The sequence below is a fragment of the Polaribacter filamentus genome (genome assembly GCF_002943715.1).
Lineage (GTDB): Bacteria > Bacteroidota > Bacteroidia > Flavobacteriales > Flavobacteriaceae > Polaribacter > Polaribacter filamentus.
Map to the genome: position 1 here is coordinate 2,733,830 of NZ_MQUA01000013.1, position 24,788 is coordinate 2,758,617.

The 24,788-nt window shown below is 29.4% G+C and carries 30 protein-coding genes and 1 pseudogene; 21 read left to right on the forward strand and 10 right to left on the reverse strand.

Annotated features, from left to right (window positions below):
* Window positions 1–201 precede the first annotated feature (201 nt).
* Window positions 202–645 carry a CHRD domain-containing protein gene (locus BST83_RS14460; protein WP_104810403.1) on the forward strand — a complete coding sequence of 148 codons (444 nt, stop codon included), beginning with the start codon at window positions 202–204 and terminating at the stop codon, window positions 643–645.
* A gap of 287 nt (window positions 646–932) precedes the next feature.
* Here the strand turns inward: BST83_RS14460 and BST83_RS14465 are convergent, their stop codons facing one another.
* Together BST83_RS14465 and BST83_RS14470 are read right to left on the reverse strand one after the other, a co-directional pair.
* A complete protein-coding gene (locus tag BST83_RS14465; RefSeq protein WP_104810404.1) occupies window positions 933–1,214 on the reverse strand; it encodes a hypothetical protein in 282 nt (93 codons plus the stop codon).
* Window positions 1,214–1,540, reverse strand: a complete 327-nt coding sequence (locus tag BST83_RS14470; protein ID WP_104810405.1) for a nucleotide pyrophosphohydrolase — start codon at window positions 1,538–1,540, stop codon at window positions 1,214–1,216. Before BST83_RS14470 ends, BST83_RS14465 begins: the two co-directional genes overlap by 1 nt.
* A gap of 368 nt (window positions 1,541–1,908) precedes the next feature.
* Between BST83_RS14470 and BST83_RS14475 the strand changes: the two genes are divergently transcribed.
* The 11 genes and pseudogenes from BST83_RS14475 to BST83_RS14515 all read left to right on the forward strand — a co-directional run.
* Complete coding sequence (locus tag BST83_RS14475) at window positions 1,909–2,514, forward strand: type IV pili methyl-accepting chemotaxis transducer N-terminal domain-containing protein (protein ID WP_170062795.1); 606 nt, start codon at window positions 1,909–1,911, stop codon at window positions 2,512–2,514.
* A 95-nt stretch (window positions 2,515–2,609) separates the two neighbouring features.
* A complete protein-coding gene (locus BST83_RS14480) occupies window positions 2,610–4,031 on the forward strand; it encodes a PAS domain-containing sensor histidine kinase (RefSeq protein WP_104810407.1) in 1,422 nt (473 codons plus the stop codon).
* Window positions 4,032–4,040: 9 nt separating this feature from the next.
* The gene (locus BST83_RS14485; protein ID WP_104810408.1) at window positions 4,041–4,445 is read left to right on the forward strand and encodes a response regulator; all 405 of its coding nucleotides are present in this window, start codon (window positions 4,041–4,043) and stop codon (window positions 4,443–4,445) included.
* A gap of 197 nt (window positions 4,446–4,642) precedes the next feature.
* Entirely contained in the window at window positions 4,643–4,828 is a 186-nt protein-coding gene (locus BST83_RS21090) for a TerC family protein (RefSeq protein ID WP_302849490.1), read from the forward strand.
* Window positions 4,829–4,899: 71 nt separating this feature from the next.
* Window positions 4,900–5,088, forward strand: coding sequence for a TerC family protein (locus BST83_RS21095; RefSeq protein ID WP_496559622.1), 189 nt, complete (start codon window positions 4,900–4,902; stop codon window positions 5,086–5,088).
* A gap of 239 nt (window positions 5,089–5,327) precedes the next feature.
* Window positions 5,328–6,149 (forward strand): DUF8459 domain-containing protein, encoded by an 822-nt coding sequence (locus BST83_RS20790; RefSeq protein WP_240614769.1) that lies wholly within the window; start codon window positions 5,328–5,330, stop codon window positions 6,147–6,149.
* 82 nt (window positions 6,150–6,231) lie between these two features.
* Window positions 6,232–7,248, forward strand: a complete 1,017-nt coding sequence (locus tag BST83_RS20795) for a mechanosensitive ion channel family protein (protein WP_240614770.1) — start codon at window positions 6,232–6,234, stop codon at window positions 7,246–7,248.
* A gap of 244 nt (window positions 7,249–7,492) precedes the next feature.
* Entirely contained in the window at window positions 7,493–7,609 is a 117-nt protein-coding gene (locus BST83_RS14500) for a mechanosensitive ion channel domain-containing protein (protein WP_170062796.1), read from the forward strand.
* Between the two features lie 114 nt (window positions 7,610–7,723).
* Window positions 7,724–7,873, forward strand: a complete 150-nt coding sequence (locus BST83_RS19940; RefSeq protein ID WP_170062797.1) for a hypothetical protein — start codon at window positions 7,724–7,726, stop codon at window positions 7,871–7,873.
* 68 nt (window positions 7,874–7,941) lie between these two features.
* Window positions 7,942–8,148, forward strand: coding sequence for a hypothetical protein (locus tag BST83_RS14505; protein ID WP_104810410.1), 207 nt, complete (start codon window positions 7,942–7,944; stop codon window positions 8,146–8,148).
* A 178-nt stretch (window positions 8,149–8,326) separates the two neighbouring features.
* Window positions 8,327–9,040 (forward strand): annotated as a pseudogene (locus BST83_RS14515) (3-ketoacyl-ACP reductase); the annotation flags it as partial.
* Window positions 9,041–9,095: 55 nt separating this feature from the next.
* Here BST83_RS14515 and BST83_RS14520 read toward each other — a convergent pair.
* Window positions 9,096–9,869, reverse strand: coding sequence for an alpha/beta fold hydrolase (locus tag BST83_RS14520; protein WP_104810887.1), 774 nt, complete (start codon window positions 9,867–9,869; stop codon window positions 9,096–9,098).
* A 108-nt stretch (window positions 9,870–9,977) separates the two neighbouring features.
* Window positions 9,978–10,691: a pyridoxine 5'-phosphate synthase gene (locus BST83_RS14525; RefSeq protein WP_104810413.1), complete on the reverse strand. Its 714-nt coding sequence runs from the start codon at window positions 10,689–10,691 to the stop codon at window positions 9,978–9,980.
* Between the two features lie 60 nt (window positions 10,692–10,751).
* Between BST83_RS14525 and BST83_RS14530 the strand changes: the two genes are divergently transcribed.
* The 8 genes from BST83_RS14530 to murI all read left to right on the forward strand — a co-directional run bounded on the left by BST83_RS14530 (window position 10,752) and on the right by murI (window position 18,703).
* Window positions 10,752–11,411 carry a CBS domain-containing protein gene (locus BST83_RS14530; protein ID WP_104810414.1) on the forward strand — a complete coding sequence of 220 codons (660 nt, stop codon included), beginning with the start codon at window positions 10,752–10,754 and terminating at the stop codon, window positions 11,409–11,411.
* A 64-nt stretch (window positions 11,412–11,475) separates the two neighbouring features.
* Window positions 11,476–12,375 carry an NAD kinase gene (locus BST83_RS14535; RefSeq protein ID WP_104810415.1) on the forward strand — a complete coding sequence of 300 codons (900 nt, stop codon included), beginning with the start codon at window positions 11,476–11,478 and terminating at the stop codon, window positions 12,373–12,375.
* A gap of 106 nt (window positions 12,376–12,481) precedes the next feature.
* Complete coding sequence (porG, locus tag BST83_RS14540) at window positions 12,482–13,159, forward strand: type IX secretion system protein PorG (RefSeq protein WP_205853589.1); 678 nt, start codon at window positions 12,482–12,484, stop codon at window positions 13,157–13,159.
* Between the two features lie 3 nt (window positions 13,160–13,162).
* A complete protein-coding gene (gene uppS / locus BST83_RS14545) occupies window positions 13,163–13,906 on the forward strand; it encodes an undecaprenyl pyrophosphate synthase (RefSeq protein WP_104810416.1) in 744 nt (247 codons plus the stop codon).
* 7 nt (window positions 13,907–13,913) lie between these two features.
* Window positions 13,914–16,439 (forward strand): outer membrane protein assembly factor BamA, encoded by a 2,526-nt coding sequence (bamA, locus tag BST83_RS14550; protein WP_104810417.1) that lies wholly within the window; start codon window positions 13,914–13,916, stop codon window positions 16,437–16,439.
* A 63-nt stretch (window positions 16,440–16,502) separates the two neighbouring features.
* The gene (locus BST83_RS14555; RefSeq protein WP_104810418.1) at window positions 16,503–17,300 is read left to right on the forward strand and encodes an OmpH/Skp family outer membrane protein; all 798 of its coding nucleotides are present in this window, start codon (window positions 16,503–16,505) and stop codon (window positions 17,298–17,300) included.
* A 35-nt stretch (window positions 17,301–17,335) separates the two neighbouring features.
* A complete protein-coding gene (locus BST83_RS14560; protein ID WP_104810419.1) occupies window positions 17,336–17,842 on the forward strand; it encodes an OmpH/Skp family outer membrane protein in 507 nt (168 codons plus the stop codon).
* Window positions 17,843–17,908: 66 nt separating this feature from the next.
* A complete protein-coding gene (gene murI / locus BST83_RS14565; protein WP_104810420.1) occupies window positions 17,909–18,703 on the forward strand; it encodes a glutamate racemase in 795 nt (264 codons plus the stop codon).
* On the opposite strand, the gene BST83_RS14570 is transcribed toward murI, so the two are convergent.
* From BST83_RS14570 to BST83_RS14595, 6 genes are all read right to left on the reverse strand, one after another.
* Window positions 18,700–19,674 (reverse strand): PorP/SprF family type IX secretion system membrane protein, encoded by a 975-nt coding sequence (locus tag BST83_RS14570; protein WP_240614771.1) that lies wholly within the window; start codon window positions 19,672–19,674, stop codon window positions 18,700–18,702. The two genes, murI and BST83_RS14570, sit on opposite strands and share 4 nt — an antisense overlap.
* 531 nt (window positions 19,675–20,205) lie before the next feature.
* Window positions 20,206–20,673: an ExbD/TolR family protein gene (locus tag BST83_RS14575; protein ID WP_104810422.1), complete on the reverse strand. Its 468-nt coding sequence runs from the start codon at window positions 20,671–20,673 to the stop codon at window positions 20,206–20,208.
* Between the two features lie 20 nt (window positions 20,674–20,693).
* Window positions 20,694–21,317, reverse strand: coding sequence for an ExbD/TolR family protein (locus BST83_RS14580; RefSeq protein ID WP_104810423.1), 624 nt, complete (start codon window positions 21,315–21,317; stop codon window positions 20,694–20,696).
* Window positions 21,318–21,324: 7 nt separating this feature from the next.
* Window positions 21,325–21,783, reverse strand: coding sequence for a hypothetical protein (locus BST83_RS14585; RefSeq protein ID WP_104810424.1), 459 nt, complete (start codon window positions 21,781–21,783; stop codon window positions 21,325–21,327).
* An 8-nt stretch (window positions 21,784–21,791) separates the two neighbouring features.
* Entirely contained in the window at window positions 21,792–22,514 is a 723-nt protein-coding gene (locus tag BST83_RS14590) for a MotA/TolQ/ExbB proton channel family protein (RefSeq protein WP_104810425.1), read from the reverse strand.
* Window positions 22,515–22,756: 242 nt separating this feature from the next.
* On the reverse strand, window positions 22,757–23,794 hold the full coding sequence (locus BST83_RS14595) for an asparaginase (RefSeq protein WP_104810889.1): 1,038 nt from the start codon (window positions 23,792–23,794) through the stop codon (window positions 22,757–22,759).
* A 94-nt stretch (window positions 23,795–23,888) separates the two neighbouring features.
* Here BST83_RS14595 and BST83_RS14600 point away from each other — a divergent pair, with 94 nt between their 5' ends.
* A complete protein-coding gene (locus tag BST83_RS14600) occupies window positions 23,889–24,587 on the forward strand; it encodes a zinc metallopeptidase (RefSeq protein WP_104810426.1) in 699 nt (232 codons plus the stop codon).
* Window positions 24,588–24,788: the final 201 nt, after the last annotated feature.

The following is a 24,788-nucleotide window of genomic DNA, read 5'->3' on the forward strand; positions in this document are numbered from 1 at the left end:
ATCATATTAAATAATTACTTTAGACAAATTACTTCAGCTTTTTCGATTTAAAAATATCTCTATTTTCCAAAACACAGAGATAAACATTCCATAGCACATGTTTTTATTGTTTAACTTTTATTTCAACAAAATAATAAAAACCTTAACAAGTCGAAAAAAGACTTGAAAAAGAGGTAGACAACACCATTTAATAATTCAATTATGAAGAAAACTTTATTTTTAATGCTAAATATCAGTTTATTTTTGGTTAGCTACAGTAATAACAATGATACCGAATTAAAAATGTTAAGAGAATCTTTTAGTATTAATTTAGATAATTCCAATTCAATACCGATGGTGATGGATAGAACAGAAACAGGAACTGCTTACATTATACTTGTAGGGGCAAAAATGTTTTATAAAGTTATTATAAACGATTTAGACCCTACGGATGCAATTGCCGCTGGTCATATTCATAACGGTGCTTCTAGTGCAAATGGCGGAGTTTTATTGAATTTAGACATGACAAATACTGCTCAATTAATTAGCACAAAAAGTTTAACGCTAAGTGCAGAAAACCAAACGAAAGTTACAAATGATGCATTATATGTAAATATCCATTCTACAAAAGTAGCTTCTGGTTTATTACGCAGTCAAATTCGTTAATAAAATTTTACAAGCATAAAAAACCCATCGTCAAAAGCGATGGATTTTTACTTTAAAAGAATATTAAAAGCCAATAGGTAGATTATTAAAATATTCTATAAAACTATCTCAACTATTCTGGAAATAAGTTTAAATGAACCTTGATTACCATAAGTTTTATTGGTCTTTACCAAGCTAAAACAGACATCTATCTTTAGAAATGTGTCTTCGAGTTAAATTAAGTTTACTACAAAAAAAAGTTGATTTTTAAAACGAAATGTAATGTGTTACTTATCTTAACAAATACATTACTTCATTTTTTTATTGGTAACATACAACGCATAAAAAGCACTAAAAAATAGTTTAGAACCAAAGAAGGTTTCCCATTTTCCGTCATTAAAATTAGCTTCAGCTACGGCTGTAAAATCACCTGAAAATATTTCTGCCCAGCTATTTATCAGCAATGAAATTAACGTAACAACTATAAAAAAGGGAATCGCAACTTTTGCAAAGTTTTGCCAGAAAATTCTGGTCTGTACTCTTTCAAAAACGATCTTTGCTCCTGCTGTAAAATTTTGAATAAAGCTCATTATTTTAATTTTTGGTTATTTTGATGGCGATCATGATCGCGTTTTGTTTTAATATCTAATTTCTTTTCGAAAGCGTCTTGTAAATTAATTCCGGTTTGATTTGCCAAACACAACACTACAAAAACCACATCTGCTAATTCTTCTCCTAAGTCTTTATTTTTATCTGATTCCTTCTCACTTTGCTCTCCATAACGTCTTGCAATAATTCTAGCAACTTCACCAACTTCTTCTGTTAATTGCGCCATGTTCGTTAATTCGTTAAAATAACGTACTCCGTGACTTTTTATCCAATCATCTACTTGTTTTTGTGCGTTTTCTATGTTCATTTTATTGTAATTGTAAAGTTGTAAAGTTACAACGCATCAAATATAAAGTTTCTTACTTTAATTGTTTTAATTCTGATTTTTAAAATATCAAATAAGTAATAAAAATTAATCTTAACTGCTGCACTATTTAGAAATAAACAAATACCAATTTTATAAAACTACATTAGGTAGCTATAGTTAACAACCTCTTTTTTAACCATTTTTTCATCTTTAAACCATTTTGCAAAAATATTTATTTAAATAATAGTTTATTTAAACAATTATTCTAATTTTGAATACTAACGTTTTCCACAAAAAAACACAGCAAGTCTCTTTTTTTTTTATCAAACGTTATAAATTTAGTATAAATCCAAAAGACCCCTATAAAATTGGGAAAGAACAAATATAACATACTGCTTGTTTTTTTTATTCTGATAATTATTGCTAATCAGATAATTGTTAGTATTTCCATTTCTGAACAAAGTTCTAATGGAGAAACGATAAATATTGCAGGTAAACAAAGAATGTACAGCCAACAAATTACTAAATTGACTTTATATTTGAATGATGTAAACAGAAGTCCTTCTCGCATCCAAGATATATCAAATTTGCAAAAAGCTATAGAAAGCTTTAAAAAAGCAGATGTTTACCTTAAACAAAAAAACCTACTACTTAATAATAGTGAGTCTATAAATATTCTTTTTAAAAAAAATACATCCTATTTTAATAAGATCATTACTTCTTATAGTGAGTTCATAGAAAACCCTGATAATGAAGCTGTTTATACTCAATTTTTAGAAACGGTAGAAAATAACGAGAAGCCATTTTTAATTACAATGGATGCAATAGTAAATGAGTATAACAAAAAATTTTCTGAAAATAGATTATCTTTTTTTAAAAAACTGGAATACTTTTTTCTCTGGTTAACATCCATTTCACTTTTTGCCATTGTCTTCTTTATGTTTCGGCCAATATTTAAAAAAACAAAGAACTAACTAATTTAAACATAGAATTAAAGAAATTTAAAAAGAAGTAGAAAAAAAGAAGTAGAAAAAAAAGAATTGAAGAAAATTTACTAAGAACGAACTCGGTGGCAAGAATTGGAGTCTGGGAAGTAGATTTAGTCAATCAACAACTTTTCTGGAGCAAAATAACTAAAGAAATTCACAATACGGATGACGACTATATTCCCTCTCTAGAAAACGCTATAAAATTTTACAAGGAAGGTTATAGTAGAAATAAAATTACAGAAGTAGTTGCTAATTGTATTGAAAACAACATTCCTTGGGATGAGGAGCTACAAATAGTAACTACAAAAGGAAAAGACATCTGGGTTAGAGCTATTGGGCAAGCTGAATTTATAAATGATAAATGCGTTCGATTTTATGGAATTTTTCAAGACATTAATACTGTTAAAGTAGCGCAAATTGAATTAAATAAAGTAAATGAAGAATTGAATGCTATATTGGATTCGGGGACTATTGCAATTATACGAACAGATACAAATGGTATAATTACTTATTTTAATGAAGGTGCAGAAACATTGTTAGGATATAAAAGTGAAGAATTAGTAAATAAAGAAACTCCTGCTATATTTCATGATAAAGAAGAAATTTTAAAACTAAGTAAAGAGTTTTCTACAGAATACAATAAAGAAATTAATGGTTTTGATATTTTTACTACAATAGCTAAAGAAAACAATGTTCACCCCAAAAAATGGAGGTGTATAAAAAAAGACGGAAGTTCTTTAATTATGCAAGTTAGTATTAGCGCTATACAAGATAAAGATAATAATATTATTGCCATTCTAGGTGTTGGGGTAGACATTACAAAACTAACAGAACAAAATAACCAATTGGCAAATTTTGCTCAAATTGCCTCACATAACTTAAGAGCACCTGTTAGTAATTTAAATTCTCTATTAGATTTATATGATACTTGTGAAACAACAGAGGAAAAAGAGTTTACGTTCGGTAAATTTAGAACTGTAATTGCTCATTTATCTGAAACGTTAAATACATTAATTGAAGCAATTAAAATAAAAGAGACAAAACAATCTAAAATAGAGATTAAAACCTTGTATTTTAGTGAAAAATTAAAAAAAACAGAAGAAATTATATCCGAAGAAATTAGTAGACTAAATGCGGTGATTACTTCAAATTTCTCAGCTACAGATACAATTAAATATAATGAATCTTATTTGGAAAGTATATTTATTAATCTAATTAGCAATTCTTTAAAATATTCGTCACCAGAAAGACCTCCAAAAATAGAAGTGACAACTACAATAAATGAAGGGAAAATAGAATTAAAAATCACAGATAACGGACTTGGCATTGATTTAAAAAAACATGGACATAAATTATTTGGATTAAATCAAGTTTTTCACAGACATAAAGACTCAAAAGGAGTTGGCTTGTATATTATAAAAAATCAAATTGAATCTTTAAAAGGAACTATTTCATGTAATAGCGAAGTTAATAAAGGAACAACGATTACTGTAACATTTTAAAAATAAAATATGTCCCAAAAGCAAAGTATCTGTATCGTAGACGACGATGAAATTTACAAATTTTTTGTAAAAAAAATATTAGAAATAAAGGGGCTAGCTGATAATGTATTAACATTTCCTGATGGTGAAGAAGCTTATAATTATATAAAGGAAAATAGAGGAAACCCAAATTTGTTGCCAGATATAATTTTTTTAGATATTAACATGCCTGTGATGGATGGCTTTCTGTTTATAGAAGAATACACTAAGATAAAGCACGAAATTAATAAAGAAATTGCAATCTATATGGTTACTTCTTCAATTGACCCTATAGATTTGGAAAGATCAAAAAAATACACTGAGATTAAAGGTTTTATAACAAAACCTATTTCAGCTGAAGTATTAGAAAAAATTATCAAAAAACTAAGATCATAAATTATTTTGATTTTTGGTTATTTAAATGACGATTTTCGCATCGTTTTTGTTTTCGCATTTATTTTTTTTTTAAAAATCATATTAAAAAGCCGTTCTGTTTGATTTTCCAAAAATAGAACTAAAAAAAACACATCTATAAATTCTAATTCTATTTTTCCCGACTCCATATTTCTTTAATCTCCAAAACGTTAGGAGCCATTATTTTTAGAGCCATTTTAATTAGTTTTGGTTTATTATTAATAGATAAAACTAACCGTATTGCCGTCTTTTTCGGATTGTTTTTATTATTTACAGCTTTTAAAATGTTAAAAGAAGAAGATGTAGCAAATGAAAATAAAACGGTGAAAAAGTTGCAAGATTCTTTAAAATATCAACTATTTTAGATGGTGATAAATATTTAACCAAAATAAATGGTAAATATGTTTTTACTGCCTTATTTGAGTGTTTAATAATTATAGCGTTTAGAGATATTCTTTTTGCTTTAGATAGTATTCCTTCAATTTATACATTTACAACAGACCCTTTTATTATATTTAGCTCTAATATTTTTACAATTATAGGCTTGCGATCTAAATACTTTTTTTTAGCAAATATGATAGAAAAGTATAAATTATTAAAGTATCGTATTTTTTGTGTCTTTTAAATTAATTGTTGCAAATTGGCTTAAAATATCAGAACGGATTTCTTTAACTTTTATCTTTATATCTCTTTTAACAGCTATATTAATTTCTATAAAAACAAAGAAAAATAATACTTTTTAACGTTTTTACAATTTAATTTATTGATGTTAATTATATATATTTGCTGCGATTTAAAATGAATTTAACCTATTTTATATCAGTTATTTAAATTAACAAACCACGAATTAATATTTATTTTATAATGTCATATTTTAAAAATATTACAATTGCTTTTTTAGGAATATTCTTTTTTATTAGTATTTCTGCTAATGCCCAAGAAAACAATCTAAAAATAGATAGCTTACAAATTGTAAAAAAAGATTCTTTAAAGAAAAGAGATTCTATAAACACTAGTTTATTAAAAGATTATAGTACAAAAATTAAACAAATAGAGCAACTAAGAATTAATGATTCTCTAAAAAAAATAGAATTAGAAGATAAATTAAACTCCTTAACTACTGCTGATAACTTACAAAAAGAAGAACTATTAAAGAAATTACAAGATTTAAAAGACCAAGAAAACCAAAGAATTAGTGATAAAAAAGAAAAAATAGCATCTTTAAAAAAGAACGCTAAAGGGTTTCCTGTAACTGGTTTTTTTAAAGACACTTTATTTATTATTTATAGTAGACTTGGAAGTTTTTCTGCTTCAGATAGAGCTGAAGCCATTTCTGTAAGAATAAAAAAACTTACTGATAATAATAAATTTAATAACACCTCACTAAAAATAATAGAAATTGAAACAATTATAGACATTGTTGATAATGAAAAAATTATTTTAAGTATTTCCGATAATGATGCTATCTGGAATAACACCACTAAAGAAGATTTAGCAATACATTACAAAAACATTATAGAAAATGCCGTTTTAAATTATAAAAAGGAAACGAGCTTAATAACGCTTTTAAAAGAAATTGGTTTAGCACTTTTAATAATTGTTATCTTTTTATTTTTAATAAAATATTGTGTTAAATTATTTAAATGGTCTGCAAACAAAATACTTGAACAAGAAAATAAAAAATAAATGGGTTTAATATAAAAACCTACACTCTTTTTGATGCAAAAAGTTTAGTAAAATTTATTATTAGCATTAACACTATTTTAAAATGGGTTTTATAATATTACTTATTTATATAGCATTACCAATTATTTTTGGTTTTTTCCCATGGACCAAAAATTTTGCAGAAACTCTTTTTGGCTATTTCTTAAATCCTCTTAAAAATGTTCTTTATGGTATTTGGGCTTTTTTACCAAATCTTTTTACAATTATTGTAATCTTTTTAGTCTTTAATTATACAATTAAAGGAATTCGTTTTTTAAAATTAGAAATTGAAAGAGAAAATTTAAAACTTTCTGGTTTTTATCCAGATTGGGCTAACCCAACTTTTCAAATTTTAAAAGTAATTTTATATGCTTTTATGTTTGTGCTTATTTTTCCTTATTTACCTGGAAGTGAATCCCCAATATTTAAAGGCGTTTCTGTATTTCTAGGATTTTTATTTACTTTTGGTTCTGCAGGTTCTTTGTCTAACATAATTGCAGGTATTGTGTTAACCTATATGCGTTTATTTAAAATTGGCGATCGTGTAAAAATTGGTGAAGTTTTTGGTGATGTTATAGAAAAATCGATGTTGGTAACCCGTGTAAAAACTACGAAAAACGAAATCATATCTATTCCAAACTCTACTGTAATGAGCAGTCATACAATTAATTATAGTAACGAAAGCGAAAATGGCGATGGTTTAATTTTACATACAACCATTACAATTGGTTACGATGTTCCTTGGAAATTAATGCACGAAACACTTTTAAAAGCTGCAGATAGAACAGATTTGCTGTTAAAAGACCCAAACCCTTTTGTGTTGCAAACTAGTCTAGACGATTTTTACGTTTCTTATCAAATTAATGCCTACACAAAAAACCCTAATAAACAAGCAGGTATTTATTCAGATTTGCATCAAAATATACAAGATTGTTGTAATGAAGTTGGTATCGAAATTTTATCTCCACATTACAGAGCTGCAAGAGATGGTAATATGGTTACAATACCTGCCAATTATTTAGATAAAAACTACAAAGCACCAAGATTTAAGGTAAGCATTCATAAAGAAGAAAACAAATAATGAAAAAACTAGAATTATTATTTGATAACCCACTAATAGTAAAACTTTTAACGATTGTTATAAGTGTTTTAGTTATTTGGTATATAGTAAAATTACCATAAAAAACTTTTTAATAAAATTAGTGAGATTGATAATACATACAAAGCCAAAAAAATTGGGAGTTTTGTTGGCTATTTTTTTTCAATCATTTTAATCGGAATTTCTTTTAGTGATAAATTGGGCGGTTTTTCATTAGCGCTTGTGGTTGGAAGGAACGGGAATTTCTTTTGCCCTGAAAGAAGTGATTGGTTCTTTTGTTGGATGGCTTACCTTTATATTTGGAGATTTTTATAAAACCGGAGATAGAGTTCAATTAGGCTAAATTAAAGGTGATGTTATAGATATTGGAGTTTTAAAAACCATAATTATGTAAACTGACCAATGTGATGATTGCGATTTATACAAGGACCGAATTGTTATAGTTGCCAACAGTTTTGTGGATAAAGTACTTGTTTTTAATTACAGTGGCGATTTTCCTTTTTTATGGAATGAAATAAAAGCACCTGTTCAGTTTGGAAGTAATTATAAAAAAGAAACCGAAATTTTAGAAAATTTGGGAAAGGAAATTGAAGCTAGTTTAAAATAGCGATTTAAAGAAGAATAGGCTGTTTTACAACAAAAATATAAATTAGAAGACGCCCACAAACCGACCCTATGGTTTCTTTAATTGCTAATGATAACTGGATTAAACTTACATTGCGATATGTTGTAAGTTATAACAAACAAAGAGCCACAAAAACAGCTTTATCTATAAATATTTTAGAAAAAACAGAAGGTTCTAATGGCAAACTTAAATTTGCTTCTGTAACTTTTCAATTCGTGGAAGCGCCTGAATTTAAAGTAAATGTAAAACAGGTTTAAGTTTAAAGATTTCTTTTCATTACAATGTCACAAACACAACCTGCTTAAAAAAATTTCATTTCTTCAATAATAAAATACTGTTAAGTTCATCCCAAAAATTCTTAAATAGTATATAAACGACTTAACTTTACAAGGGGTTTTACAAATAAAACGGATACTAAAATAATATAAAAATGAAAATTTAAAAAATAAAAAAGCAATAATAACTGGAGGCAGTAGAGGTTTAGGTAAGGCTACAGCTATCGCATTTGCAAAAGAAGGTATTGATGTTGCCATAACTGGCAGAAATGAAGCAACTTTAAAAACTACGGTTTCTGAAATAGAAAAACTTGGCGTTAAAGCTATTTATGCAGTATTTGATGTTGGTAATTATGAAGAAGTAAAAGCAGGAATACAAAGTATTATAGAACGATTTGAGACTGTAGATATTTTGGTAAATAATGCAGGAACTGCTGCCTTCGGAACGTTTAATGATATGGAAGTTGAGCAATGGAGCCAAATTATTCAAACTAATGTAATGGGCATGTATTATGTTACTAAAGAAGTTTTACCTTATTTAATTGCCAAAAATGAAGGAGATATTATTAACATTTCTTCTACGGCTGGTTTAACTGGTAACGCAAATACATCTGCTTATTCTGCATCAAAATTTGCAGTAATTGGCATGTCGGAATCTTTAATGAAAGAAGTGCGTAAAAATAATATTAGAGTTTGCACATTAACACCAAGTACAATTGCTTCGGATATGTCTATAGATTTAGGAATTGCAAATAAAGATTCTGAAGAAAGTGTTTTACAACCAGAAGATTTTGCCGAATTAATTCTTGCCGGATTAAAATTACCAAGAAGAGCAATGCTTAAAAGTGCTGCTTTGTGGTCTACAAATCCTTAAAAAAATTCAACCAAAAAAAAGAGTCAATAATTATTTAATAGCTCTTTCTTTTTTTCTATTTTAAAAAAACGCAAACTTCCTTATAAAAATCTTTCGGATTTTCTGCATGCAACCAATGACCCGCATTTGAAATTTCTACAACTTTGTTGTTAGAGAAGTAATTGTCAATAATTATTTGTTCTGATAAAATAATATAACCAGATTTCTCTCCTTTTAAAAACAAGGCTGGGTTTTTAAAAGTTAAACCTACAGGCAACGGTTTACCAACTTCAAAATTATTCTCTGTTAACGATTGTAAATTAAATCTAAAGTCTAATTGTCCTTTTTCTTTCCAATACAAATTTTTCATCAAAAATTGACGAACTCCAATCTCTGGAATATAGTCAGCCAATTGTGCTTCAACTAAGTTTCTAGAAGTATGAATTGCAAAATCAACCGAATTTAAACCTGCTAAAATTGTGTTATGATGTGGCTGGTATTCTTTAGGCGAAATATCAACAATAATTAGTTTATCAACCAAATCAGGATACGTTACAGCAAATAGCATCGCTGTTTTTCCGCCCATAGAATGGCCAATTAAATAAATTTTTCCTAATTGATGATATTGAATATAGTCATACAAATCACCCACCAAAGCTTCATAATTAAATTCATCCGAATGAAAACTTCTTCCGTGGTTTCTTTGATCAATTAAATGAACTTGAAAATCATCAGCAAACTGATTTCCCAATGTTTTCCAGTTATCGCTTGCACCAAAATAACCATGTAAAATTAATAACGGAAAACCTTCTCCTTGAATAATAGAATGTAATATTGGGTTTTTTGACATTTTTGTTTTTATAATTATTGCAGAGCGTTTCACTGATAAAAAAACAGAGATTCTTAGGTTTGCTAAGAACTGCTAACGAGAACTGAGACTGAAAACTGCTTACTAATATTACTTCAATCGATGCAAATACATATTTACAACATTCTCCAATCCAAGATACAAACTTTCCGTAATTAATGCATGACCAATTGAAACTTCTGCCAAATTAGGAATGTTTTCTTTAAAGAATTTAATGTTATCCAAGCTCAAATCATGACCCGCATTAATTCCTAAACCTAATTTGTGAGCTAAAATTGCTGCATCCGTGTAAGGTTTTATCGCATTTTTATTTCCTTTATCAAACTCGCTTGCAAAATATTCTGTATACAATTCAATTCTATCTGCACCTGTTTGCGCAGCAGCTTCAATCAACTTTGCATCCGTATCAATAAAAATAGAAGTTCTAATTCCGTTTTTCTGAAACTCGGCAATTACTTCTTTCAAAAAAGCTTGATGTTTAATTGTGTCCCAACCAGCGTTAGACGTGATTGCATTTATAGCATCTGGCACTAAAGTAACTTGCGTTGGCCTTACTTCTAGAACCAAATCCATAAAAGATTTCACCGGATTCCCTTCAATATTAAACTCGGTTTTAACCGTTAGTTTTAGGTCCCGTGCATCCTGATACCGAATATGTCGCTCATCTGGTCTTGGGTGAATGGTAATTCCGTTTGCGCCAAATTCTTCAATATCTGCAGCAACTTTTAGTAAATTAGGCACATTACCACCTCTAGAATTACGTAAAGTTGCAATTTTATTAATATTTACGCTTAACTTTGTCATTTTATAAAATTAGGCTGTAAAGGTAACTCATTAAATCATTTTATCCTATATTCGTAAAGAATGAACACGAACGATTACATATTAAAAGATATCACAGCACTTCGTTTAAACGACAGTGTAAAAAGTGCACAAAATCTATTTAAAAACCTTCCAATAACGCATTTTCCTGTTGTTGAAAATGATAAATTATTAGGCTCTTTTTCTGAGGATGACGCACAAACTATCGAAAATAAAGAGGATGTTTTAGAAAGCTATAGTTATTTATTTAGCTCTTTTTTTGCTAAAGAAAAGGCAACTGCTTTAGAACTGATAAAGATTTTTGCGGATAATAATGCAACGATAATTCCGGTTTTAAATGCTGATAAAAATTACATCGGTTATTATGAATTGACCGATGTCATAGAAATTTTTTCGGCAAGCCCTTTTATGCATGAAGAAAGCGAAACTTTAATTGTAGAAAAACTAGAAAATGATTATTCTATGAGTGAAGTTACTCAAATTGTAGAAACAAATGGAGGCAAAATTTTAGGAATCTATATTTCTGAAAAACAAGATGATTTTGTACAGATAACTTTAAAAGTAATTTCTAATGAAATCAATGAAATCATGCATACTTTTAGAAGATATAATTATGAAATTATTTCTACGCACGAAAATGACATTTACTTAGAGGATTTAAAAAATAGATCTGAATATTTACAAAAATACCTAGAAATGTAATCACATCAGTTGGTTTTATTAAAATTTAATTCTAGTATTTTTTCAAAGACAATCAATAAAAAAAATGAAGAAAGTTGCAATTTACGGTCAATCCTATTCAATTTCTGCAGAGAAAGAAATTCAGATTTTACTGGATGTTCTTCTAGACCACAATATTAGCTGTTTTATTGAAAAACAGTTTTACGATTTATTGATTGAAGGAAATGTTTTAGAAAAAAAATATCCAACCTTTTCACATTTTTCTGATTTAAATAACTCTTTTGATGCAATTTTTACTTTAGGTGGAGATGGCACAATATTAAGAGCGGTAACCTATATAAGAAACTTAGGAATTCCTATTCTAGGCATTAATACTGGCCGATTAGGTTTCTTGGCGACTATCAACAAAAAAGCAATAAAAGAAAGTGTCGAGCTAGTTTTAAAAGGCGAATACACAATTCAAGAAAGAACTTTACTTTCAATAAAAACAGTGCCCGTTTTAAAGGAATTTAACGAACTTAATTTTGCATTGAACGAGGTTACAATTGCCAGAAAAAACACCACCTCTATGATTGGTGTTCGAACCTGTTTAAATAAAGAATATCTAACAAATTATTGGGCAGATGGCTTAATAATCGCAACACCTACAGGCTCTACAGGTTACTCTTTAAGTTGTGCCGGACCTGTAGTGTCGCCAGGATCCAAAAACTTAGTTATTACACCCATTGCTCCTCATAATTTAAATGCAAGATCTATGGTGATTTCTGATGAAACTAGCATTCAACTAACCATAGATTCTAGAGAAAAAGATTTTTTAATTTCGTTAGATTCTAGAATCACTTCTGTACCAAAAAACACAAAGGTATATATAGAAAAAGCAAACTTTAGTATTAAGACGATTACTCCAAACAATCAGTCTTTTTTACAAACTTTAAGAAGTAAATTATTATGGGGAGAAGATACTAGAAACGAGACCAATCTTTAACAAACTAATTGCAATAAAACACCAAAATTGTTGTTATTCAAAAAAGACTGAATATTAACTTTTTAAAGCAAATTGAAATACTTATATTTGCTCGCTATTTTTTAGGATGAAAAACTGTATTTTATTAGTGATTTTAACAAGCTTTTCTAATGTTTCATTGGGGCAAATGTATGAAGTAGGAATCTCTGTTGGTGGATCTAATTTTGCTGGAGATATCGGTAGAACTAGCTATATCTATCCGAATAAAATTGGAGGCGCAGCATTTTTTAAATACAATAAGAACCCAAGAATGGCATTAAGAGCAACCTACAGTTATTTGCCTATAAAAGCAAATGATTTAGATGCAGACACAGATTTTAGAAGAGATCGAGGCTTAAATTTTAAAAATACAATAAACGAATTGGCAGTGGGTTTAGAATATAATTTTTACGAGTATGATTTATCAACACCTGGTAAAACTTGGACACCATATATTCTTTTAGAATTCGCAGCTTTTGACTATAAGTATATAACTTCTGAGCCACAGCCAGATCAATATGAATACAATTCTAAAAACTCATTTGCAATTCCATTTGGTGTAGGATTTAAATCAAAATTATCTGGTTCTTTTGCTTTTGCATTAGAAACAAAATTTAGATATACTTTTGAAGATGATTTAGATTACAACAACGAGAAAATAGCAAAACTAAATTTTGGGGGCACAGGGAATGATTGGTATATGTTTACAGGTTTTTCATTAATTTACACTTTTGGAAGACCAGCCTGTTACACAAACGGATTATAATATATGGATAAAAAACTACTAATTGATTTACAAAGAGTTCCAAAACACGTTGCCATTATTATGGATGGTAATGGCCGTTGGGCTAAAAGTAAAGGAATGAGCAGAATTTTTGGTCATAAGCATGCACTAACCGCGGTAAGAGAATCTATAGAAACTGCTGCTGAAATAGGAGTTGAAGCAATAACTCTTTATGCTTTTTCAACAGAAAATTGGAGTCGCCCTAAAATGGAAGTAGATGCTTTAATGAAACTACTTATACAATCACTCAAAAAAGAACTACCTACCTTTCAAAAAAACGAAGTAAAAGTGAATGCAATTGGTAATATTGAAAGTTTACCAGAGAAAGCTCAAAAAACTTTAGAAGATGTTCGTGAACTAACCAAAAGCAATACTCGAATCACTTTAACTTTGGCCTTAAGTTATGGTTCTAGAGAGGAAATTGTTAAAGCAATCAAAAACATATCTAAAAAAGTTGTTAATAAAGAGCTTGATTTAGAAAAAATTGATGAAAATACTATAAATAACCATTTATATACGTTTAATTTGCCCAACGTTGATTTAATGATAAGAACTAGTGGAGAACAACGCATTAGTAATTTCTTATTATGGCAAATGGCGTATGCCGAATTATATTTTACAGATACACTTTGGCCAGATTTTAGACAAGAACATTTCTATGAAGCAATCATAGAGTACCAGAATAGAGAAAGACGATTTGGAAAAACAAGCGAACAACTTACAGAATAAATTTTACATGAAATTATTTTCTGCAACACTAGTGCTTTTTGCACTTTTTTTTAATCTTAATGCAAACGCACAAATAGAAAAAGACAGTTTATCAATTGTAAAAATAGATACGACTTCGAACCAAAATATGTCCTTTGAAAAAGGAAAAGAATATATTTTGGGAGGGATTACTGTTACCGGATTAAAAAAATTTAGCGAAGAAACTGTAAAGGTTTTTACGGGTTTAAGAGATGGTCAGGCAATAAAATTGCCAGGAGACAAACTTACAAGCGCTATAAAAAAATTATACGAAAGCAAACAATTTAGCAACGTAGATGTTTATTTAGCAAAAATAGATTCGAATGCTGTATACCTGCAGTTTGATGTGCAAGAATTACCTCAGTTAAATAAGGTTAAAATTGTTGGTATAAAAAAATCGAAAGCAAAAGAGCTTATAAAGGATGCTGAGTTAAAAACAGGTGCGATGCTTACCGATAATTTAATAGTAACCACTAAAAACTATATAACAAAAAAATATACAGACAAAGGGTTTCTAAAAGCAAAAGTTAATTTAGACGTGCAACCGGATACTTCAGACATTAACACTGTTAATATGAAGGTTTTCATAGATAAAGGATCTAAAATAAAAATTAAAGACATTGTTTTTACAGGTAATAAAAAACTATTAGACAAAAACCTTAGAAAAGAAATGTCTAATACCAAAAGAAAGTTTTTTGGTCGCTTTTGGAAAGGATCAAAATATATTGAAGAAAAGTATCAAGAAGATTTAGAAAGCATTTTAGATAGATACAGTAGATTAGGCTTTAGAGATGCACGTATTTTAAGTGATAAAATATCTTGGAATGATGATAATACTATTAATATAAATATTGATTTAGAAGAAGGAAGACAATATAGATTTGCTGATATTCTATTTGTTGGTAATAAAGAATATACCGATGAGCAATTAAGACTTGTTTTAAGAATAGATAAAGGTGACGTTTATAACGGTGCTGTTTTAAAAGAACGTGTAAAAGGTGATGGGAAACCAACATCCGAAGATTTATCTACGTTATATCAAGACAATGGTTTCTTGTTCTCTCAAGTAAATGCGGTTGAAACAAGGGTACAGAATGATTCTATAACCGTAGAAATTAGAATTAGAGAAGACGAAAAAGCACGTATTAAGAAAGTTACAGTTTCAGGAAATGATAAAACTAATGATCATGTAATATTCAGAGAATTACGTGTAAAACCGGGAGACCTATTTAGTAGAAGTGCAATTATAAGGTCTATTAGAGAAATTGGTCAATTAGGTTTCTTCGATCAAAATGTAACGCCAGATGTAGTGCCAGATTATCAAAATAAGACTGCGGATATCGATTTTACAGTTGTAGAAAAAGGTGGTAGTCAAATTGAATTACAAGGTGGTTATGGTGGTGGATCCTTTATTGGTACTTTGGGTTTGTCATTTAATAATTTTTCTATCCGAAACATTTTTAACAAAGAAGCATATAAACCACTACCAATGGGAGATGGTCAAAGCTTAGCGCTACGTTTGCAAACAAGCAGAACATTTAACACGTATAGCTTTTCTTTTACAGAACCTTGGTTAGGAGGTAGAAAACCGAAATCATTATCATTTTCTGTTTATTCTTCAAATCAATACCAATTTAATTTTCAAACTGGCGATGTAGATAAAAGTCAAAGTTTGGGTATTATCGGTGCTTCTTTAGGCTTAGGGCAGCGTTTAAATTGGCCAGATGACTATTTTCAACTATCTCAAACGGTCAGTTACCAAAGTTTTAATTTAAGTAATTATGGCTTTAGAGTAGGTGCAAATATTTTGAATAATGGTACCTTAAATAATTTGTCTTATAGTGCTGCTTTTACTAGAAATTCGGCAGGACCAAGTTTAATTTTCCCTACTTATGGATCAGAATTCTCTTTTGCGGTAAAAGCAACTTTACCATATTCATTATTCAGTAATAAAGATTATGATAATTTAGAAACTCAAGAAAAATATAAATGGCTAGAATACTATAAATTTACCGCAAAAGGTAAGTGGTATACTGCTTTTACGGATAAATTAGTTTTAATGACCAATGCAGAAATGGGATATTTAGGATTCTATAATTCTGAACTAGGTCAAAATCCTTTTGAAAGATATTTTGTTGGTGGAGACGGTATTGCTCAGTTTCAGTTAGATGGTAGAGAAACTGTAGGTTTAAGAGGGTATGAAAACAATAGATTATCATCTGCCGAAGGGGGTACAATTTTCAATAAATTTCAATTAGAATTAAGGTATTCTATAACGGATGCTCCTTCCGCTTCTATTTACACTCTTGGATTCTTAGAAGGTGGTAATTCTTATGACAATTTTGAAACATTTAATCCGTTTGAAATAAAACGATCAGCAGGAGTAGGTGTAAGAATATTTATGCCTGCATTTGGTTTATTGGGTATAGATTTTGCGCATGGTTTCGACCCTCTGCCAGGATTCACTGAAAAATCTGGCTGGCAAACACATTTTATCATCGGAAGACAATTCTAGAAAAACTGTACATTTGTAATGTCATCGTTTTTTTGGCACGGTTTTTTCTAATACATCATACAAATGAAAAAAATATTTACAGTACTAGTTCTTTTATTTACAGCAACAAATTTTTGGTCGCAGAGAAGTCAAATTATAGCATATATTGATATGGAATATATTCTAGAAAATGTTCCAGAATATATGCAAGCCCAGAACACTTTAGATACCAAGATAGCTAAATGGAAAAATAACTTGGATAAACAAGAACGTCATATTGAAGTTTTAAAATCTGACTTAGCCAACGAGAAAGCAATCTTAACGAAAGATTTAATTGAAGAGAAAGAAGAAGAAATTGAAATAAAACAAGTTGAATTAAGGAGATTAGAATCGCTATATTTTGGTCCAAATGGTAACATGTTTTTGGTAAGAAAACAATTAGTTAAGCCTATTCAAGACCAAGTTTATAATGCAATACAAAGTATAGCTGCAAGGAAAAAATATGATTTTGTATTTGACAAATCAAGTGAATTGGTTATGCTCTATTCAAATAAAAAATACGATATTAGCGAACTTGTTTTATCCTCGATAGATAGAACTCGATTATCAGAGGAAAAAAAGGAAAAGATAAACAAAAGGTCAGAAATTCCTACTGAAGATTTAACTGAAAGACAAAAAGACCTTATTGAGATTAGGGAAGAAGCTAAAGATAAAAAAGTAGAAGCTATTGAAAAAAGAGTAGAAGAAAATAAAGCTAAAAAGGTAGCTATTGCAGAAAAAAGAGCCGATCTGATTAAAAAAAGAGAAGAACAAAGAAAAATATTAAGAGAGAAAAAGAAGCGCTTAGAAAAAGAAAGAAGAGGAAAAAAAGAAAATAATTAAATCAAAAAAGGAATAATAATTAAATTAAAACAAGAATGAAAAATTTAAAAACGTTACTATTAATTGCTGTGTTTACTTTAGGTTTGGGTGGTGTTGCAAATGCACAAAAGACGGGTCATATTGACTTTGAAAAACTAGTAGCTGAAATGCCTCAAACTAAAAAATTAAAACAAGATATCGAAAAGCTTGGTAAGACTTATCAGGATGAGATTGAAGGAATGGCGAAAAAATTAGATGCCAAAATGAAGAAGTATACAGCTGAACAAAACACTCAAACTCAAGAAATAAATGAGACTAGAGCGCAAGAAGTTCAACAAGAGAGAGCAAGATATGAGCAATTAAGACAAACTGCCTATCAAGAAATGCAAAAGAAACAAGCTGAAGGCCTAGAACCTATCATAGAAAAAGCTCAGAAAGCTATTGAAGAAGTCGCAGCCGCTAAAAGTATTTTATATGTTTTAGATGCTTCACTTGGTAAAGGTTTATTAGTTTCTAAAGGAGATGATCTTTTTGGAGCTGTAAAAACAAAATTAGGTTTCTAAGAAACCACGGATTAATTAAAATAAAAAACCTACTTTTTAAAGTAGGTTTTTTATTTTTACAGTATTATGAAATCAAATAATTTACCTATTGGCATTTTTGACTCTGGGATTGGTGGCACCTCAATTTGGAAAGAAATTAAGGCACTTTTACCGAAGGAGAGCACTATTTATCTTTCTGACAGTAAAAACGCTCCCTATGGAGAAAAAAGTACACAAGAAATTATAGATTTGTCCATTAAAAATACCGAATTTCTTTTACAACAAAACTGTAAATTAATTGTTGTAGCGTGCAATACAGCCACTACAAATGCTATAAAAATACTGCGAAAGAAATATACAGTTCCCTTTATTGGCATTGAACCTGCGATTAAACCTGCAGCCTTAAAAACAAAAACAAATATTATTGGGATACTAGCAACGAAAGGTACGCTAATTAGCGAGTTATTTGAAAAAACATCTAGTACCATTAGGCAGCAAATAGTAATTAAAGAAAAAATAGGTACAGGTTTAGTAGAATTGATCGAAAGCGGTGAAATTAATTCAGCAGAAATAAAACAACTGTTAACCTCTTATTTACAACCAATGCTAGAGGAAAACGTAGATTGCTTAGTTCTGGGGTGCACCCATTACCCTTATTTAATACCTCACATCCGGGAAATTGTTGGTGATAAAATGCAAATAATAGATTCAGGAGAAGCCGTGGCAAGACAAACCAAAGCTATTTTAGAAAAATATAAACTATTAAATATTGATCTAATAAACGGAACCAATCAATTTTACATCAATAAAATTAAAGACGTTTTAGAAACACTTCTATCTAAAGAGAATATGTATATAACAATTGATGAAAAGGAATTTTAAAATCCTCCAAACGAAGAATTAATATTAGGACAGGCCGCTGCTCTTGGTTCTTTTGTCCATAAATTAACCCCCACAGAAATTTGATGAAAGCCTGATGTTGTTAACACTGTCTCATTCATCTGGTTTGTATACGTATAAGAAAACATTAAATTTTCATAATTCAAACCAACTATTGGAGATATAAATTGAGAATTTTCAATAGCATTAGAATCAAAACTTCTTCTATACGAAAGTGCTGCCCATAGTTGAGATTTCGAAATATTTTTATAGGCTTTAACATTAAAATCAGCAATCCTTTCACCTATTCCCTCCCTAAACTGAAACATCACGGAAGGTTCAAATTGTACAGCAAGATCTTCTCCGAAATAATATCCCGTAGAGAAAACATAATTTCTTAAATCTAAAGGTTCTTGAACATTCAAATTATTTTTAGCTGTTAACAGTAAATTCTTAATTGTAAAATAGGATGAAAAACCACTTAAATGATATGCCATACTAAAATCCGCATTGTAATAACTTGTGCTCTCTATAATTGCTGCAATTGCTCTATCTCCAGTAAAGGATCTTTGATCTGATTGATTTTGCACAAATGTAAAGGCCAACCCAAAAGAAAGTTGGTTAAAAACTGCACCGTTACTCATTGGCAAATGATAAGAATACGAACCTTGCAAACCTTTTTGAGAATGAAATCCATTTTTATCATTAAATAAAACAAAACCGTAACCCGCATTAGAATCTTCACCCAGTCTTGTATGAAAACTCATCGTTTGTAAAGCTGGAGCATTTAGCATACCCGCCCACTGCTGTCTTGCTGTAAAACGCAATTTACTAGAATTACCAATTCCTGCTGCAGATGGATGAACTAAATACAAATTATCCGAAAGATAGTCTTGGTAAATAGGCAACGTTTCTTGAGAATTACTTTTTATTGAAAAAAGGAGAAAAATTAATAAACAAAATATATAGTGCATTAACTTCATTAAAAGTCAGATTATTTTAAGTTCTCAAATATATCGATTTTATAAGAATAAATACTTTTTAACTTAAAGTTTTAACACACTTTAAAATATAAAAAATACTCCTTTATTGTTTATTCAGTTTGACTTATAGTCGTTTTATCATTTTTAAAAATAATAGCTCATCATAATAAATAAAATTTTCATGTAATTCCATTTTAAAAACATCCTGAATTCAAAGCAAATTTATCAGATTACATAAATTAAGGAACACTATAAAACATAAAACTATGCATCAAAAAGAATTTTCCCTTCTAAATTCGCTACTATTATCAAATAGAGTTTAGATAATTACCTGTTAATAAATCTTCTTTACTTAATTAAAAAATACATTTTTTAACCATTAAAAAAATTCCATATTCACAACAAAATATAGTTTTTATGAAAAAAATTAAAACTTTAAATCTAGCAATTTTTAAAATTCAAAGCACAAAAAAAGGGTAATTCGTAAGAACTACCCTTTCTTTCAAAAACTTTATTTTATAGTTAATTTCCACCGCCTTTCGATGCAGAATAACTAATTTTAAGAGCATTAACATCTCTTAATTTTAATCTAATATCTGTAATAGTACCAACGTTAGATTCTTTATCAGCTTTGATTGAAGTTGTCATAAAAGGAACTTCTGCTTCCGATACTTTAGTTCTTGCATTTATAATAAATGCAGGCACTTGATCTGCAGAAGCAATTTTATCGTTTAATTGAATTTTATTATAACCAACTCCATCTCTGTTAGGATCTTTAGATTTACCAACATAAATAGTACATACCAAACTTTTATGTTCTAATTTTTTAACTTCAGAAGCACTTGGTAATCTTGGGTTTTCAATTCTTAAATCTGTCTCTCTCATAGTAGTTGTTACCATGAAGAAGAATAATAACATAAAAACGATATCCGGCAAAGCAGCAGTATTTACAGCTGGCATTCCTTTTTTCTTCTTTCTAAATTTAGACATATATTAAATTTTAATATTAATTAAGATGTTGGTTCCGCATCAGAAATAATCTGAGGATATGATGTTTTAATATCTTCAACTTTTTTCTTTAAAGCTTCATTCGTCTTATCACTATCATAAGCTTCTTCTAGCTCATCATATGAGACATTGTATCGTTTCTTAGACAATCTATTTCTAAGATCTGTATATGCTCTAAGAAGCTCATTCTGCACTTTAATATAGGTGCCATATTCGGTACCTCTATCGCTTTGCACAGATATAATCGCTTTATTTGGATGATCTGATGAAGAGTCACTTCTTTCTCCTTCACAATAGTCACAATCTTTACCTGGTGTACCATCTTCTTCTGCATTTCCAATTCCACCACCATTATCAATAAAGTCCATAGCGGCGGCTTTCAAGTCATTTATATCCATTCTTTGATCTTCAACCAATAACTCATTGTTTCTGTTGATAAGAACTATAAATATATTTTTCTCTTTAATAATTGGTGGTACATAATCTGGTGGCGGTTTTTCTGATAACTTCTTAGAGACACCTGAATCTACATTCATTGTCGTTGTTACTAAGAAGAAAATTAATAACAGAAAAGCAATGTCTGCCATAGAACCTGCGTTAATTTCTGGATTTTCTCTTCTTGCCATATTTTTATTATTTGATTAATCCTTTTATTAAATCCCAGACAAAGAATATACTAGCAAAACCACCTAAGATAATGCTATACCATATTCCTGCTCCTACCCAACGATTAATTGATGACCCTTCTTCTCCTCCTGGCTGTATCTTTCCTGCTGCATCATAAACTACATCACTATCAGACAAGAAATAAGCGACAAGCAAAAGAACTGACAACACAGCTAATCCTGCTAAAGTTTTCTTTAAATTTTCTGGGTTTCTAATTAAACTCCAAAAAGCGAGTCCAATTGTTACTATAACAGCTGCTATGAATAACCAAAAAGAGAAAGATATTAATGGACTTACTAAACTATTTTGTAAATCTACACTCTCTTCTATTGCTACAGAATCTTCCATAAGAACTCTTATAAAAAGAACACCTCCAATAAGAGCAATGGCAGCAATTAAAATATTTAAAATTTTATTACTTTTCATATTGAGTTTTATTTTTTATACTTTACTAATAAATCTACCAAAGAGATAGAAGCATCCTCCATACTATTTACAATACTATCGATTTTTGCAACGATGTAATTATAAAAAATTTGAAGAATAATAGCTACAATAAGCCCAAATACTGTAGTTAATAATGCAATTTTAATACCACCTGCAACAACTGCTGGAGAAATATCATTCGCAACCGCAATATCATTAAATGCTCCAATCATACCAATTACAGTACCCATGAAACCAAGCATTGGTGCTAAGGCGATAAATAAAGAAATCCAAGAAACATTTTTCTCTAATTGTCCCATTTGAACTCCTCCATAAGAAACAACTGCTTTTTCAGCTTCTTCTACACCTTCATCAACTCTGTCTAAACCTTGGTAAAAAATTGATGCAACAGGTCCTTTTGTGTTTCTACAAACCTCTTTTGCTGCTTCTACGCCACCTGAACTTAGGGCGTCATCTACACTTGCTAATAATTTTTTAGTATTTGTAGTTGCCATGTTTAAATAAATAATTCTTTCAATGGCGATAGCTAACCCTAGGATTAATGCTACTAATACAATTCCCATGAATCCTGGGCCACCGTCTATAAAGTTTTGCTTTAAGATTTGGTGAAATGTTTTTGCTTCTGTTGCCGCTTCTTGAGCGAAAGTTGATTGAATAGCTCCAAAAAACATAAATCCTGTTACAGATAAGGCATTTACTACTTTTTTCATCTCTGTTATAAATTAATTTTAATAGTTAACGGGTTAAAGATATAATTTTCGTCTCAAATAAAGAAAAATTAAGATTCTTAATATTTTATTAATTTTAAGAAACTAGACCCTTTTATATAAGAGACTGCCAAGTAACAAAAAATGTTATGCATAAAAAAATTTATTTTGTTCAATTTCTGTTTTTTTAGCACTTTTATTGTAGAAATGTTTCTTTTTTATTAAATCGATTGAATTTAAGAGCTTCATTTATTCGTAATTTCACCTCTTAAAGACTTTTCAAAGTAAAAAGTAAAGTTTTCTAACGTAAGATTTTCATTTAACAAATACATCAATTTTGCTACCGCAGATTCTGTTGTAATATCTTTTCCGCTAACAACTCCTATTTGTTTTAATGCAATACTGGTTTCATAATGACCTTGTATTACATTTCCACCAGAACATTGGGTAACATTAATAATTCTAATATTTTTAGAAATTGCTTCTTTTAATAGGTTTAAAAACCAAATTTCATCTGGCGCATTTCCAGATCCATACGTTTCTAAAATAACTCCTTTTAAATCATTTGTATTTAAAACACTTTTCACAACCTTTTCTGTAATCCCCGGAAATAGTTTCAAGATTAAAATATCTGTTACAAGATTTTTTCTAATAATTAATTTCTTTTTTTCTTCTGATGGTTTATAAATAAAATGATCACTAAAGTTTAAATGCACACCGCTTACTGCCAAAGGCGGATAATTCATAGAAGCAAAAGCTTCAAATTGTTCTGCATTAATTTTTGTAGTTCTATTCGCTCTATATAACTTATATTCAAAATATAAACAAACTTCAGAAATAATTGGTTTATCGTCTTTTCTGGCGCTGGCAATTTCTATAGAAGTAATTAAATTTTCTTTTGCATCTGTTCTTAAATCTCCAATTGGCAATTGAGATCCTGTAAAAATAATTGGTTTCTGTAAGTTTTCTATCATAAAACTTATGGCAGAAGAAGTATAAGACATCGTGTCTGAACCTGTTAAAATTACAAATCCGTCAAAATCATTGTAATTAGTTTCAATAATGACTGCAATATCTTTATAATATCGAGTGTTCATGTTGGATGAATCTATAGGAACATCAAAAGAAATACTTTTTATGACACAATTTAACTGCTCTAATTCAGGGATTTTCTCCAAAATACGACTAAAATCAAACGCTTTTAATGCATTTGTTTTATAATCTTTAATCATTCCGATAGTTCCTCCTGTATAAACGATTAATATGTTCGGTTTTTTTGACATTTTGGCATTTTTTTTATCCAAATTAAAATTGGAATACTTTATGTTATAATTTTGCAGAACAAAAATGAACTAAATTTTTAAAACAGTATATATTATGATAGGATTTTATATTTTAATAGGTGTAATCTCTTTATTAAGTTGGTTAGTGAGTAATAAACTTAAAAAGAAATTTAAAAAATATTCTGAAATTCAGTTACGAAACGGCATGAGTGGCGCTGAAATTGCTGAAAAAATGTTAGCAGATCATGGTATTTATGATGTAAAAGTAATTTCTACTCCTGGTAGATTGACAGATCATTACAATCCTGCTGATAAAACAGTAAATTTAAGTGAAGCTGTTTTCAACCAAAGAAACGCTGCTTCTGCGGCTGTTGCAGCCCATGAATGTGGACACGCTGTACAACACGCAAAAGCATACGAATGGCTAACAATGCGTTCAAAATTAGTCCCAATTGTAAGCCTTACTTCAAACTTTTCACAATGGATGGTTTTTGGTGGTCTTATTTTAGGCGCAGGTTCAGGGCAAACGGGAATTGGCTTTATGGTTGCGGTTGCTGGTTTAGTTTTTATGGCCTTAGGTACAATTTTTAGCTTTATCACTTTACCAGTAGAATATGATGCAAGCAACAGAGCTTTGGCTTGGTTAAAAAATAAAAATATGGTTTCTCAAGAAGAATTAGCAGGATCTACAGACGCCTTAAAATGGGCCGCTAGAACCTATTTAGTGGCTGCTTTGGGCTCTTTAGCAATGCTTTTATATTGGGGTTTGCAAGTTTTAGGAGGAAGAGATTAAATGTCGTGAACACTTTTTTATCGCACTTTTGTGTCTACTATAACTTATAAATTGATGTACTTTAATTAGTGTTTTACGTTAATAATTTCAAAGATGCTTCGAATTTCTCGAAGCATTTTTTTATGCAGGAAACTTTTTTTTGATTTTAAGCGTCTTAACTTTTATAGAAAAGAAATTCTGGTTTAACCGAAATTTAACCCA